The organism is Rhodococcus sp. (in: high G+C Gram-positive bacteria) (assembly GCF_049299235.1).
GTDB lineage: Bacteria > Actinomycetota > Actinomycetes > Mycobacteriales > Mycobacteriaceae > Rhodococcus.
In genome coordinates, this window is sequence record NZ_JBAQXC010000277.1 from 1 (window position 1) to 13,251 (window position 13,251).

Annotated in this window: 13 protein-coding genes; 7 read left to right on the forward strand and 6 right to left on the reverse strand. The window is 66.0% G+C overall.

The genetic code is table 11. The annotated features are described in order from the left end of the window. The first annotated feature begins 366 nt into the window (after positions 1 to 366). From WAX14_RS16265 to WAX14_RS16275, 3 genes are all read left to right on the forward strand, one after another. Positions 367 to 1,188: a hypothetical protein gene (locus WAX14_RS16265; RefSeq protein ID WP_422629089.1), complete on the forward strand. Its 822-nt coding sequence runs from the start codon at positions 367 to 369 to the stop codon at positions 1,186 to 1,188. A 364-nt stretch (positions 1,189 to 1,552) separates the two neighbouring features. Beyond that, the gene (locus WAX14_RS16270; RefSeq protein ID WP_422629090.1) at positions 1,553 to 2,161 is read left to right on the forward strand and encodes a hypothetical protein; all 609 of its coding nucleotides are present in this window, start codon (positions 1,553 to 1,555) and stop codon (positions 2,159 to 2,161) included. Continuing rightward, on the forward strand, positions 2,161 to 2,721 hold the full coding sequence (locus WAX14_RS16275) for an LpqN/LpqT family lipoprotein (RefSeq protein ID WP_422629091.1): 561 nt from the start codon (positions 2,161 to 2,163) through the stop codon (positions 2,719 to 2,721). Before WAX14_RS16270 ends, WAX14_RS16275 begins: the two co-directional genes overlap by 1 nt. Positions 2,722 to 2,818: 97 nt before the next feature. Here the strand turns inward: WAX14_RS16275 and WAX14_RS16280 are convergent, their stop codons facing one another. Genes WAX14_RS16280 through WAX14_RS16290 form a run of 3 tightly spaced genes read right to left on the reverse strand, consistent with a single transcriptional unit; the run spans position 2,819 to position 5,867 of the window. Continuing rightward, entirely contained in the window at positions 2,819 to 3,448 is a 630-nt protein-coding gene (locus WAX14_RS16280) for a GTP pyrophosphokinase (protein ID WP_422629099.1), read from the reverse strand. 47 nt (positions 3,449 to 3,495) lie between these two features. After that, a complete protein-coding gene (locus tag WAX14_RS16285; RefSeq protein ID WP_422629092.1) occupies positions 3,496 to 4,818 on the reverse strand; it encodes an MFS transporter in 1,323 nt (440 codons plus the stop codon). Positions 4,819 to 4,859: 41 nt separating this feature from the next. After that, positions 4,860 to 5,867, reverse strand: a complete 1,008-nt coding sequence (locus tag WAX14_RS16290) for an aldo/keto reductase (protein ID WP_422629093.1) — start codon at positions 5,865 to 5,867, stop codon at positions 4,860 to 4,862. Positions 5,868 to 6,004: 137 nt separating this feature from the next. Between WAX14_RS16290 and WAX14_RS16295 the strand changes: the two genes are divergently transcribed. Together WAX14_RS16295 and ilvD are read left to right on the forward strand one after the other, a co-directional pair. Next, a complete protein-coding gene (locus WAX14_RS16295; RefSeq protein WP_422629094.1) occupies positions 6,005 to 6,577 on the forward strand; it encodes a TIGR03086 family metal-binding protein in 573 nt (190 codons plus the stop codon). Then, the gene (gene ilvD, locus WAX14_RS16300; protein ID WP_422629095.1) at positions 6,574 to 8,268 is read left to right on the forward strand and encodes a dihydroxy-acid dehydratase; all 1,695 of its coding nucleotides are present in this window, start codon (positions 6,574 to 6,576) and stop codon (positions 8,266 to 8,268) included. Before WAX14_RS16295 ends, ilvD begins: the two co-directional genes overlap by 4 nt. Positions 8,269 to 8,326: 58 nt before the next feature. Here ilvD and WAX14_RS16305 read toward each other — a convergent pair whose 3' ends face one another. Continuing rightward, on the reverse strand, positions 8,327 to 8,992 hold the full coding sequence (locus WAX14_RS16305; RefSeq protein ID WP_422629096.1) for a serine protease: 666 nt from the start codon (positions 8,990 to 8,992) through the stop codon (positions 8,327 to 8,329). Between the two features lie 41 nt (positions 8,993 to 9,033). Then, on the reverse strand, positions 9,034 to 9,774 hold the full coding sequence (locus tag WAX14_RS16310) for a DUF6319 family protein (RefSeq protein ID WP_422629097.1): 741 nt from the start codon (positions 9,772 to 9,774) through the stop codon (positions 9,034 to 9,036). 296 nt (positions 9,775 to 10,070) lie between these two features. Between WAX14_RS16310 and WAX14_RS16315 the strand changes: the two genes are divergently transcribed. Next, entirely contained in the window at positions 10,071 to 11,087 is a 1,017-nt protein-coding gene (locus WAX14_RS16315; protein ID WP_422629100.1) for an adenylate/guanylate cyclase domain-containing protein, read from the forward strand. On the opposite strand, the gene WAX14_RS16320 is transcribed toward WAX14_RS16315, so the two are convergent. Then, positions 11,035 to 11,673 carry a TetR/AcrR family transcriptional regulator gene (locus tag WAX14_RS16320; protein ID WP_422629101.1) on the reverse strand — a complete coding sequence of 213 codons (639 nt, stop codon included), beginning with the start codon at positions 11,671 to 11,673 and terminating at the stop codon, positions 11,035 to 11,037. The two genes, WAX14_RS16315 and WAX14_RS16320, sit on opposite strands and share 53 nt — an antisense overlap. A 178-nt stretch (positions 11,674 to 11,851) precedes the next feature. On the opposite strand from WAX14_RS16320, the gene WAX14_RS16325 reads away from it, so the two are divergent. Then, positions 11,852 to 13,251: MFS transporter (locus WAX14_RS16325; protein WP_422629098.1), on the forward strand; the 1,400-nt coding region annotated here is incomplete at its 3' end.

Consider the following 13,251-nt stretch of genomic DNA (forward strand, 5'->3'; position numbering starts at 1 on the left):
CTGTGAGTCACTGTGAGAGGTAACTCGTTGATCACTACGCGATGGCCCACCCTCGGTGAGGGAGCGACACGCCGTGGACCTGCCCGGATGTCCTCACCGGATTCCCACCACCCCAGGGGACTTTCCCGTGCTGCGCCGACCGCCGGAGCATCGTTTGCTAGGGTACGGTCGGACACATCGGGGGATTCTGTTCAGGGGGAACATCGACAGTGAAAGTGGATCCTGAGGCACTGCGCACCACAGCCGACCTACTCGACGAACTCGTCAAGCGAAATAGACGACCGACTCGCTGGTCTCGTCGACGAGCAGGATGTACTCGCCGAAACCTGGAAAAGCGACGCAGCAAGCACCGCAGCAACCCGAATCGTGCGCGAACGATCACTGGGCAGCGCAATCGCCACCGCCCTCCAACAGAGCGCAGACGCCTACCGCACGGGCGCAGTGATCATCGAAGGCGCACGCATGCACCTGACCACGGTCGTACGCACCGCGGAACAACACGACTTCACGGTCCACGACGACGGAACCGTCGACGCCTCCTCCCAGATCGCCCTGCTGCACCTGCTCCTTCCCGATCGCGGACGCTTCGAGATCGCCCGCGTCCGGATCGAACGGGACGCGGCCGTACTCACCGTCGCGGTCCTCGACGCCCTCCTCCAAGCCGACGCGGCCGCCCGCGAAACCTCCACCCGGATCACAACCGCAGTAACAATTCTCGGAGATGCCGGCCGAGCAGCCACACCCGGGAAGGTCGTTCGATCCGAGAACGGCGAGTTCTCGTGGCGGCCGGATGTTGAGGCCACCGTTGCGGCCTCAACGATTGGCGTGATGGCAGACGCAACCGGATTGGGACTGACGAGTGCGGCGATTGCGTCGGCCGATGATGTTGCACGAAGTATCGCGCGCGGCGTTGGACCGTTCGCAACCGCAATCGGAACTGTTCCGGCAATCAAGAACGACATCGAAGGCGGTATGGAACCGGTCCAAGCGGTGGTGACGGAAAGCGTCGGATCTGCTGTCGGTATCGGCGCTGCATTCTACGGAGCCAAGGGCGGTGCCGCCCTCGGGACAATGATCGCTCCGGGCTTCGGAACAGCAGTTGGCCTGCTGGCTGGCGCATTGGCCGGTGCAGGCGCAACATACCTCACTTCGAAGTCCATGCAGGCAGGTTGGCAGTGGCTCGAGTGACCGCACCGCAACCCATACATGAATGTGAAGTACCGAAATGACGGGGACGCCCGGATCCGATTCACCAAGTGCGGAAGCCACTCCGGACGGTGACACGCGCGTAGCATGGCCCCAGCCTTTGCGACTGCTACCACTCATCCTGTCGTGTGCGCTCGTGGTAATCGGTGCGCTGTGCATCGTTCTTGGCGTGCACAGCCTGACCCACGCCCCCGCCGTCGTATCCGCAGGGCTCCTCGGCGGGGCAGCGATGGTGATTTCACTGTCCGTCGTCTCGTTCCGAGAGTCAGGGTTTCGACATATCCGCCCGACCCGCGCTGTTCGCGTCTGTGAACATTCCGAATACGGTGCAGGAGTTCATGTTCCCATGAGTCGGAAGCTGGTTCCTTTCCTGATCGCAACACTGGCCGGCGGGGCCGCATACGGCACAGCCGCCGCGATCGGCGGGCATCTCGACATCGGGGGATTTCTGCTTCCGGCCGGTCGCGACACCCGTGACGGTGCGACCGCCATGGCAATCGTCGCGGTAGGCTCGATCAGCCTCATTTTGCTGTTCACTCTGATTCGCATCGACACCGCGTTGAGTATCTATCAGGGCGGTGTCGAACGGTACGTTCGTCGACGAATATTGTTCGTCACCAAAGTCTCCCGAATTTTCTTGCCCTGGGATGAAATTTCGGCCATCGATGTCGGTGACCTCGGGGGTAACTTCGGCTCGGACAAGCATCCCGCGATCGACCTGCACACCGCCTCCGTCCCCGAACCTGCGCGAACACCACACGACAATGAGCACAGGGTCACACTGATGGCGCACGTGCTGCCCGTCGAACCCAATACCTTGCTCGAACTTCTCAGGCGACTACGCTTCGAACCCGATCGACGCGTGCTGATCACCCGACCGGACGCCGTCGAACTTCTGCGTCCTCCCCCGCTCCGCGATCGGTTCCGAGCAGCACGGGCACAGAAGCGGGTGTGATGGACCGTCGATCCCCCGAATTCGGCAGCCTGCACGCATATCTCGATGCACATGAAGTCGACCTGACCCCTGTACAACCCGGCGACCCGGACCGTCCCAACGTTGCGATACCGCGCCCCGACGGCTGGGTTGAGGTTGCCCACGACGTTTTCCCTCAGGCACACACGGTGATCGTCGCACCGGAGTACACGCTCGACAACTGGACCCCCAACGCAGTCCTGCTGCACAGTCGGTTGTCACGGTGGAGGCCCACCGATGAACTGCTCGATGCCGCAGGCCGTGAGGCACGTGTGCTACCGGATTGGAACGAACTATGTTTCCGGGCAGTCGACTTCCACGGGTACCGGTCGGTGTTCGTCCGTGGCACATATCGAGTCGAGGGTGTGGAAGTCGACGCCACGACGCGCTACGTCGTGATCGACCGCGAGTACGACCGGTACCTGACGCAACTGACCGTGACGGCCCATGTACCCGCACCCATCGACCTCACTGTCGCCGCATCTGCCGTGCACACGGGGTTCACGGTGGGCACTTGCGAAGCCGGAGAGAGACGTACCTGAACGAGCGTGCTGATCGCGGACCACGAGAGCAGCACCCGCAGGCGGAAAGGACATCCGCAGACAGCGTGCCGATGTCCGTCACCGCTGCGAATGTCGGTCAGGTCTTGCCGTGGACCCGCTCGTGCAGCGACTCCATACGTAGGTCCAGGTCGCGTGCCGCCTCGGCCGCGAGCCGCAACTCCTCCCGCAGCTCGCCGGGAACGGCGCGGTCGTGCTTGTAATAGATCTTGTGTTCGAGGCTCGCCCAGAAATCCATTGCGACCGTGCGGATCTGCAGTTCGACGTAGACCGACTCGACCCGGTCCGACATGAACACCGGAATTTCGACGATCACGTGCACGCTGCGATACCCGTTGGGTTTGGGCTCGGCGATGTAGTCCTCGATCTCGATCACCGTCACATCACCCTGCCGGGTGACCATCTCCATGATCCGGTACACATCGGAGGTGAAGCTGCACGTGATGCGGATGCCCGCGACGTCCCGGATGTTCTCGCGGATCGCCGTGAGGCCCCTCGGCAGCCCGTAGCGCTGGGCTTTCGCCAGGATCGATTCGGGCGACTTGAGGCGCGACTTGACGTGTTCGATCGGGTTGTAGTCGTGGACGTAGGAGAACTCGTCGCGCAGGATGTTGATCTTCGTCATCATCTCGTCGATGCCGAACTGGTACACCATGAGGAACCGCTTGAGTCCGCGGTGGAGTTCGACTACCGACCGTTCGTCTGCCAACGACGGAACCGCCGCGCTGTCTACCTCGGTGCCGTCTACCGTCGCTGTCACTGTTGGTCCTCCTCGAACACGCTCGCGTTCGAGTCTGCCAGTTTTTCGTGCCGACTGCCGGAGCGATCCGTGATGACCTGGCGCAATGTGCGCGGTGACACGCCGGCGAGTCGTCGCGCTTTGCCGCGGGTAATCAGGATGCCGGTGAGTGCGATCGCCCAGATCGGGTACTGCGCGAGCCAGGCAACGCGGAACGCTTCGAAGGTGTATCCGCCGAGCCGGTCGAGCACGATGCCCATCACCTGCACGACGATGAGGGTCGCGAGGAATCCGCCGATGTTCACGATGCCGTTGGCGGTGCCCAGCGCGGTACTCGGATTGAAAGCGCGAGCGTAGTCGAACCCGATCATCGAGCCGGGGCCACCGACCGAGATGACGACGATGAGCAGTACCAGCAGCCACAGCGGCGCAGGACCCGACAGAGCGAGCACCACCGACCACATGGTGAGGCTGCCGAGCACACTGCCCAGCACCAGCCAGGACCGGTGGTTCGGGAATCTGCCCGACAGCACGCCGAGGATCGGTCCGGCTGCGATGGTCGTCGCCACCGACACCGTGAGGAGTGAACCGGCGGCCGCCGCAGACAAGCCTTGCGCCGATTGCAGATATGGAATGCCCCACAGCAAGACGAACGTGGTTATCGAAAACTGCGCGCCCATATGCGTGAAGAAGCCGAGCCGGGTGCCCGGCCGCTTCCACACGACCGCGATTTGCCCACCGACCTCACGGAGCCCCGCCGGTTCCGACCGGACGTCGACGCCCGGCGGCGCGTCACGCACGATCGCCACGACCAGCACACACGCGAGGATGCCGAGCGCGGCGGCGCTCCCGTATGCCGCGGTCCAGCCCGCGCCGGACAGGATCAGCACGAACGGCACCGCCGAGAGGACCTGTCCGAGCTGGCCGAGGATGCCGGTGAGCTGAGACATCAGCGGCACGCGGCGCGGTTCGAACCACACCGGGACCAGCCTCAGCACCGAGATGAACGTCAGGGCGTCCCCGGCGCCGACGAGCACCCGGGCCGTGTAGGCGAGGGGAAGCGATTCGGTGGTCGCGAGAACGAGTTGCGCGACCGCCATGATCGCGGCGCCGGTCGCGATCATGATGCGCGATCCGAAGCGGTCGAGCAGCACTCCGGCTGGGATCTGCATGCCGGCGTAGACGATGAGCTGCAGGACGACGAATCCGGACAGCACAGCCGGGGAGATGCCGAACCTGTCGGTCGCGGTCAGGCCCGAGACACCGAACGCGGTGCGGTGCAGGACTGCGACGACGTACGCGAAAACTCCGATACCCCAGACCAGCCACACGCGTTTCATGATGCGCCGACAATACGCGCCCAATAACTTACTTACCGGTACTACTCGCGGCCGAGTGACACCCAGGTGGCGTCGGCCGCACGCGGCCCGACCACCAGCCCCGCGAGTGCATCCAGACGTTCGATCTGTTCGCGGTCGAGGCGGACGTCGAGTGCCCCGACGTTCTCGGTGACCCGCTCGGCGAACCGGGTGCCGGGGATCGACACCGACGGCAGACCGAAGCTGCGGGCCTTGCCGTCGAGCCACGCCAGGGCTACCTGTGCGATGGTCGCGTCCACCTCGTCGGCAACGGCCCGGACCTGACCGCGCACCTTCAGGTTCCCGGGCAGTGCGTCCTCCGCGAACCGAGGGAAGCGGCGGCGCAGGTCTTTCTCGTCGACCTGTGTGGTGTCGAAGGCGTCGGTCAGCAGACCTCGGCTCACCGGCGAATACGGCACGAACCCGATGCCGAGTTCCGCGGCGGCCGGCACGACGTGCTTCTCGACGTCCCGTGAGACGATGCTCCACTCGGACTGGATCGCGGCAATCGGATGGACGGCATGAGCCCGGCGCAGTTCGTCGCCGGTCGCCTCCGACAATCCGATGTTCCGAACCTTGCCTGCCCGGACCAGGTCGGCGAGCGCACCGACCGTCTCCTCGATGGGCACGTCGGGGTCGACGCGATGCAGGTAGTACAGGTCGACGCTGTCGATACCGAGCCGCAGCAGCGACGCGTCGATCGCCTGCCTGGCGTACTCGGGACGGCCGTTGACGCGGCGGTTGCCGGCGGGCGTACCACCACCGAGCGCACCGACGAGCCCGAACTTGGTCGCGACCTGCACCTCGTCGCGGCGTTCCGCCAGCAGCTTGCCGACCACGGTCTCGCTGAGACCGTCGCCGTAAACGTTGGCGGTGTCGATGAGCGTCACGCCCAGATCAACCGCGTGATGCAGAGTCGCCAGCGCCTCGTCGGGATCGGTGCCGCCGTAGACGGGGGCAACCGACATGGCGCCGTAGCCCTGCGCGCTGACGGTCAGGCCGGGGGCCAATTCGACGGTGGGGACGGTCATGAACTCTCCTCGTGATCCTTCGATTGCCGAGCGCTCGGCCCGGGCACGGTTCCGTCGTCCGATCCTTCCCGAAATCCTGTGCGCGGGCAGGACGTGAATTCACGATGATCGCAACCGGTCGGACCTACGCTGGGTTCATGTCATTCGACTGGCTCGAACTGCAACGCACGGCGATCCGCGGATTCACCGACCGACTCGCAACCGTCACCGACTGGGCAGCGTCCACCCCCGACACCGAGTGGGATGTCGCTCGTCTGGTCGAGCACATGGTGGACGAGCAGCGGTGGATACCTCCGCTGTTGTCGGGCATGACCGTCCCCGACGCCGAAGCCTCCCTCGCTCCGATCGGCGACGATCTGCGCGCCGAATGGTCCCGCTACGCCGAGACCGCGAGCATCGCGTGGGCCGCGACCGCCCCGGACGCTCCGGTGCACCTGTCCTACGGAGTGGTGCCCTGCCTCGACTACCTGAAACAGCAGGTCGCCGACATCGCGATCCACACCTGGGACCTCGCCTGCGGCGTCGGCGGCGACGACCGACTCGACCCCGATCTGGTCGCCGCGGTGTGGGCGGACATCGAGCCGCAGCGCGACATGCTCGCGTCGAGCGGGCTGTTCGCCGATCCCGTCTCGGTTCCCGACGACGCACCGCTGCAGGACCGCCTGCTCGCCCTGACCGGACGCGACCCTCGACGAGGAGACACGCCATGAGCGAACCCGACGTCAAGCCCCGCAGCCGCGACGTCACCGACGGTCTCGAGAAGGCAGCGTCCCGCGGCATGCTCCGGGCCGTCGGGATGGGAGACGACGACTGGGACAAACCGCAGATCGGGGTCGCCTCGTCCTGGAACGAGATCACCCCCTGCAACTTGCCGCTGGACCGGCTGGCCCGGGCCGTCAAGGACGGGGTGCACGCGGCCGGCGGCTATCCGCTCGAGTTCGGAACCATCTCCGTCTCCGACGGCATCTCGATGGGACACGAGGGCATGCACTTCTCCCTGGTGTCGCGGGAGGTGATCGCGGACAGCGTGGAGACGGTGATGCAGGCCGAGCGCCTCGACGGGTCGGTGCTGCTCGCGGGGTGCGACAAGTCGCTGCCCGGGATGCTCATGGCCGCCGCCCGCCTGAACCTGGCTGCGGTGTTCCTCTACGCCGGGTCGATCCTGCCCGGCACCGCGAAACTGTCCGACGGAACCGAACGCGACGTCACCATCATCGACGCGTTCGAGGCGATCGGTGCGTGCGCACGTGGCCTGATGTCCCGGAGCGACGTCGACGCCATCGAACGGGCGATCTGCCCTGGAGAGGGTGCGTGCGGTGGGATGTATACCGCGAACACGATGGCCAGCGCCGCCGAAGCCCTCGGCATGTCGCTGCCCGGCAGCGCATCACCGCCGGCAACCGACCGGCGACGCGACGGCTACGCGCGCCGCAGCGGGCAGGCCGTCGTCGAATTGCTGCGCCGCGGTATCACCACCGCCGACATCCTCACCAAGGAAGCGTTCGAAAATGCCATCGCGGTCGTGATGGCATTCGGAGGTTCGACCAATGCGGTGCTGCACCTGCTGGCGATCGCACACGAAGCCGACGTCGAACTGACCCTCGACGATTTCGTCCGGGTCGGTGCGCGGGTCCCGCACCTCGCGGACGTCAAACCGTTCGGGGCGCACGTGATGAAGGACGTCGACCACATCGGTGGTGTGCCGGTCGTGATGAAAGCCCTGCTCGACGCCGGATTGCTGCACGGTGACTGTCTGACCGTGACCGGGCGCACCGTCGCCGAGAACCTCGCCGACATCGCGCCACCCGATCCGGACGGCAAGGTGCTGCGCGCACTCGACAATCCGATTCATCCCACCGGCGGCATCACCATCTTGCGGGGCACGCTCGCCCCGGAAGGTGCGGTGGTCAAATCGGCGGGATTCGACGAATCGGTCTTCGAGGGCACCGCACGGGTTTTCGAGCGGGAACGGGCCGCGATGGATGCGCTCGAGGACGGCACCATCGCCGCCGGTGACGTGGTCGTCATCCGCTACGAAGGACCGAAGGGCGGTCCGGGGATGCGGGAAATGCTCGCCATCACCGGGGCCATCAAGGGAGCCGGTCTCGGCAAGGACGTCCTGTTGCTCACCGACGGCCGCTTCTCCGGCGGCACCACCGGATTGTGCGTCGGGCATGTCGCGCCGGAAGCGGTCGATGGAGGCCCGATCGCATTCGTCCGCGACGGCGACCGGATCCGACTCGACGTCGCGAGCGGCACTCTCGACGTTCTCGTCGACGACGCCGAACTCGAGCGGCGCCGCGGCGGTTGGGAGCCGCTGCCCCCGCGATACACCCGCGGGGTTCTCGCGAAGTACACGAAACTGGTCGGGTCCGCATCGGTCGGAGCCGTGTGCGGCTGACTCCCCGTACGTGGTTTCGGTAGCAGTCGCTGCCGAAACCACGTACGAGCACGGACAATCAGATGGGCCGGAAGCCGCTGCCCGCGCCGCCACCCGCATTGACGTCGGCCATGATCGTGTTGAAGTTGGTGCCGACCTCCGGCCCGATGCACGGCGCCCCGAGATAGGCATTGACCATCGCGACGAGGGTCGTGCCGACGACGAGCGGCGCCCCGGAGTCACCTTCGATGACACAGACCTGCGTCCATGTTTCCTGCGATCCGAACACATCGCCCCACACCACACCGCACGTGTTTCCGGTGGTGCGGCCTTCCTTGCAGGCCAAATTCGGGAACTGGGCAGGCGCCCCCACATCGGTGATCGTGACGTTCCCGACCCGATTCACCGCATCGACCTTGCCCGGATCGAATTGGATGACCGCGTAGTCGAGCGCCACGTTGCTGGTCACGACGTGGCCGACGACACCGGCGTCGATGTTGCGCTCCGCTTTGACGGTCGCGCCCGGACCACCGCAGTGTGCTGCGGTGAATCCGACAAGCCGCCCGACGTTGTCATGACCGATCGTGGTCAGGGTGCAGTCGAAGATATCCGACGCCCCGTCGCCGAGCGTAATCCCGGAACCGCCTCCCAACGGAACCCCACCCGGTGCCGCTGTTGCCACCCCGGAACCGCCCCCCACCAGCGCAATCGCTGCCGCGAACACCATTGCCGACTTCTTGAACATCACGTCCCTCCCGCCCGGCCACGAAAGGCCGCGTCAGCGATTCAGCCTAACTGGCCGCTGGTCGCACCGAGGGTCTCCAATGCTTTTTTTGCTTCCTCCAATTGAGCACTGAGCTGAGCGACCCGCTCCTCGGCTGCCTGCCGCGCCTCGTCGTTCACCGACTGCACGGCCTCTAGTGCGGTCGCGTCGCCCAATTCCCGCACGGCTCGTTCCACCGCGTCCGGACCGACCGGGGTGGGCTTGCCGACCCGTCGCGCGCCGTGCGCGACCGCGACGGTCCATTCGTTGTCCGGGTCGATCGTGATCGTGATACTGACGCCGGGCTGTTTCTTCGGCCGGCGGGCCGCCGGTTTCGGCTTGGACGCCGGTTCGGCCGGTTGCGCGGGGGGTGTGGTCACAGAAGTCTCCTTCGTCGCGGGTTTCGGCGTCGGCGGGGTAGCGACGACGGGTTTCGGCGCGGATGCCGATGGCGGCTTCACGACGGGCCGGGGCGCGGTCGGTGCCGGCTCGGCGGCCCGGGGCTTCGGCGCCGCCACGAGCCGGGTCATGCGTAGTTCGTCGGATTCGAAGGGCAGTTCGTCGTTGACACCCTTGGGGCGCACCGTGACGGTACGGCCATCTATTCCGATGACCTTGGCCGATGCCCCCTGCTCGATACCCAAACTCGGAATACCCTCGATGAGATAGACAGTCGCGCGGCGGTCCTCCGCCAGCGCGGTCGCCAACTCGGCAAGCTGGTCGTCGCTGAGGTGGTCTGCTCCGGCTCGTCTGCGGGGCGGCATGCCACGTCCTTCCTGGCTTCGGGGGATCGGTCCCCCGTGGGTTCATCGCGAACACCGTGGGTTCATCGCGAACACCGTGGATTGATTGCAAACACTGTGGGTTGATCGCGAACACTGTCGCACACAGGTACGACACGCTGATGTGCGACTCGTCGAGTGCTTGTCGCAGTCGCGGCGTCGGCAATACGTTCGGAGCGGGCGCCGGCGAAAATGGACCGGCGGTGGTGAGGAGGCCAGGCGTGGAGGATTCGGATCGGCAGGCGAACGCGGCCGGGTCGGCGGCATCGGAGACGCGCGTGACGTTGGGTGCGGACGCACTGGCCGGGGTGCAGCGTGCGTTCGAACGATCCCTGCTCGGCGGCGACCGCCGCTACACCCAGCAACAGGCCGCGGAACTCGCCGATGTCTCCGTCGAACGCGCCCAAAAGCTTTGGCAGGCATTGGGTTTCGCTGTCGATCCTAATCCGGATGCGGTGATGTTCACCGATGGCGACGTGCAGGCGCTACGCAATATCTCGACGCTCGTCGTCAGCGGCGCGGTCGCCCCCGATATGGAAGTACCCGCTGCGCGGTCGCTCGGCCAGTCGATGTCTCGTCTTGCCGAATGGGAGGTGTCGATGCTCAACACCCACCTGCTCGACCGGCTCGACAGCACCTACGCAGGGTCCCGCCCGAACGATGCGGAGGTCGACGAGTTCGTCGGCACACTGCTGCGCGACGTCATGCAGCTGGTCGAACAAACCCAGATGTTCGTGTGGCGCCGTCATCTGGTCGCGACGACCGAACGCACCGTTGTGCGCGCCGGCAGCGAAGTGGCGAGCCGTGATCTCGTGGTGGGTTTCGCCGACATGGTCGGATACACGCGTCTGACCCGCCGCATCGCGGTCGACGAACTCAGCGACCTGATCGAGGAATTCGAATCCGCCGTCGCCACGGTCATCGCGCAGGGACGCGGCTGGATCATCAAGACCGTCGGCGACGAAGTGATGTTCGCCGCGGAGGACCCCGTCGACGGTGCCCGGATCGCGCTCGCCCTACAGGACTCGTTCGGGGCTCGCGAGGATGCTCCGGATCTGCGGGTCGGGCTGGCGTGGGGTCCGGCCCTGGCACGGTTCGGCGACCTGTTCGGCTCGGTCGTCAACATCGCCGCCCGGCTGACCGGTGTGGCGCGCCCGGGCACCATCCTCGTCGATTCCGAGTTGGCCGATCGACTCGATTCGTCGGAAGAATTCCAGGTGCGTCCGGTCCGGAACCTGCGGGTCAAGGACTTTCACCGGTTGCGTCCGTCGGTACTTCGTGCGGCCCGGCCGTGACCGGGCGCCGGTGTGCGTTGGCAGTGAGAAAGTCGTCGACGACACGCTCGCACGACACGGAGTCGAGGGCAGGCAACGTGGCGAGTTTCGTGAATACGATGGGGCCGATCAACTGTGCGAGTGCCAGGTCGTAGTCGAAGTCACCGAGAAGTTCCCGCGCCGCCGGAGTATCGAGAACCCGATCGAACGCTTCACGGTATCGCTCGACGACTCGCACCCGCAGCGACAGCAGTTCCGGCCGATCGCTTCTCAACGCCTCGGTGCTCGAGTAGTCACCGAGTCCCGGCCCGAGGCCCATCCAGCACATCGCGGTCAACGGGATCGGGATCTCGTCGAGGACCCGCGCCTGCGCGACGACCAGCGCGACCAACTGATCGCGCAGGTCGCCCTCCTGGACCGCGGGGATCGGCGGCAACATCCGCGCGAATGCCGCCGCGAGAAGTTCCTCACCACCGGAAAAGTGCCGGTAGAGGGTGGCGCGCGCAACGCGCGCCATCCCAGTCACCGCGTCGATGGTGACGGCTTCGGCTCCCCCTTTGGCCAGTAGTGCGGTCGCGGCGTCGAGGAGTCGGGCCCGCGACCGCACCTTGCGTGGATCTTCCCTGTCGCGAACTCGTCCGGCGCCGGCGACCGGGTTCTGTTCGAGGTCTTCATGGGGAGGCGTGGTGCTCACGTCCACAGTTCTATCCCGTCGGTTCCCTTCGCATCCACTTCTGCTTGTGATACCAATGGTTCCGTTACGATACCGACAGTCTCGTTTCTTGGTGACCTCGCTCCGGGAAGGCCGGCTCGTGTCCGAAACGTCAGGAAAAAATTCGACCACCGCCACAGGGACAGCGGACACACCGCCACGCCTGTCGGGCGCACAATTGTGGTTGCTGACCGTGGCGTGCAGCGCCGTGGCGCTCGTCGTCGCCGCGATGGCGTCGCTGAACATGGCCTTGCCCGATATCGCCGTCGACATCGGCGCGACGCAAAGCCAGTTGACCTGGATCGTCGACAGCTACACGCTGGTGCTCGCGGCGTTTCTGCTCCCGGCAGGCGCGCTCGGCGACCGCTACGGTCGCCGCGGTGTGCTCGTCGCGGGTTTGGCGATCGTCGGGGTGGCGTCGGCGCTGCCGCTCGCACTCGACAGCCCGACGTGGATCATCGTCGCGCGCGGCCTGGCGGGCCTGGGGGCAGCGTTGGTCATGCCGGCGACCCTGTCGGTGATCACCGCCGGGTTCCCCGAGGAACGTCGCCCCCGAGCAATCGGCATCTGGGCGGGCACCGCGGGTGCAGGCTGCATCGCGGGCATGCTCGTGTCCGGTGTGATCCTCGAATACAGCTCCTGGATAGTCATTTTCGTCTGTTTTGCGGTGGCCGCCGCCGCACTGCTCGTGGCGTCGCTGACAATCGCGTCGTCACGCGCTCATGAACAGTCACCGCCGGACCTGACCGGCAGTGTCCTGTCGGTCCTCGCGATCGGACTGTTCGTGTTCGGCCTGATGGAGGGTCCCCACCGCGGCTGGACGGATGCGTCGGTCCTGGCGTGCATCATTCTGGGGCTCACCGCCGCCACAGGTTTCGTGGTCACCGAGCTACGCACACCCACACCGCTGCTCGATGTCCGATTGTTCACCGATCGCGCATTCGGTTCCGGCGCGTTGACGCTGCTGTTCCAATTCCTCGCGATGTTCGGTGTGTTCTTCATCGTCGTGCAATACCTGCAATTGGTACTCGGCTACTCGCCGCTCGAGTCGTCGATCCAGTTGGTCCCGCTCATCCTGCTGGTGATGACGGTGTCTGTGCTCATCCCGCCGCTCGTGCCTCGGGTCGGACTCCGATTCCTCTTCGTCGGTGGTCTCGCCGTCCTCGCAGCATCGTTCGTGCTGATCGGCGAACTCGGCCCGCAGTCGTCTGCACTGATGATCAACGCCGCGCTGTTGCTGCCCGGCATCGGTATGGGCATGGTGTCGGCGCCGGCGACGCACGCGATCGTGTCGAGCACACCCGCCGACAAGCAGGGCGTCGCGTCCGCGGTCAACGACGCCACCCGCGAACTCGGCGCGGCGATCGGCGTCGCGGTCGCGGGCAGCATGCTCGCCGCCATGTACGGCCGGAAGATCGAGCCGGTCGCCGAGCTGATTCCCGACCCCGCCGCGCGCGCCGCCGTGTCGGATTC

Coding starts and splice junctions, on each gene's coding strand:
- WAX14_RS16270 (WP_422629090.1), top strand. CDS start 1,553: ATGAGTCGGAAGCTGGTTCCTTTCCTGATCGCAACACTGGCCGGCGGG.
- WAX14_RS16275 (WP_422629091.1), top strand. CDS start 2,161: ATGGACCGTCGATCCCCCGAATTCGGCAGCCTGCACGCATATCTCGAT.
- WAX14_RS16285 (WP_422629092.1), bottom strand. CDS start 4,818: ATGAAACGCGTGTGGCTGGTCTGGGGTATCGGAGTTTTCGCGTACGTC.
- WAX14_RS16290 (WP_422629093.1), bottom strand. CDS start 5,867: ATGACCGTCCCCACCGTCGAATTGGCCCCCGGCCTGACCGTCAGCGCG.
- WAX14_RS16295 (WP_422629094.1), top strand. CDS start 6,005: ATGTCATTCGACTGGCTCGAACTGCAACGCACGGCGATCCGCGGATTC.
- ilvD (WP_422629095.1), top strand. CDS start 6,574: ATGAGCGAACCCGACGTCAAGCCCCGCAGCCGCGACGTCACCGACGGT.
- WAX14_RS16305 (WP_422629096.1), bottom strand. CDS start 8,992: ATGTTCAAGAAGTCGGCAATGGTGTTCGCGGCAGCGATTGCGCTGGTG.
- WAX14_RS16310 (WP_422629097.1), bottom strand. CDS start 9,774: ATGCCGCCCCGCAGACGAGCCGGAGCAGACCACCTCAGCGACGACCAG.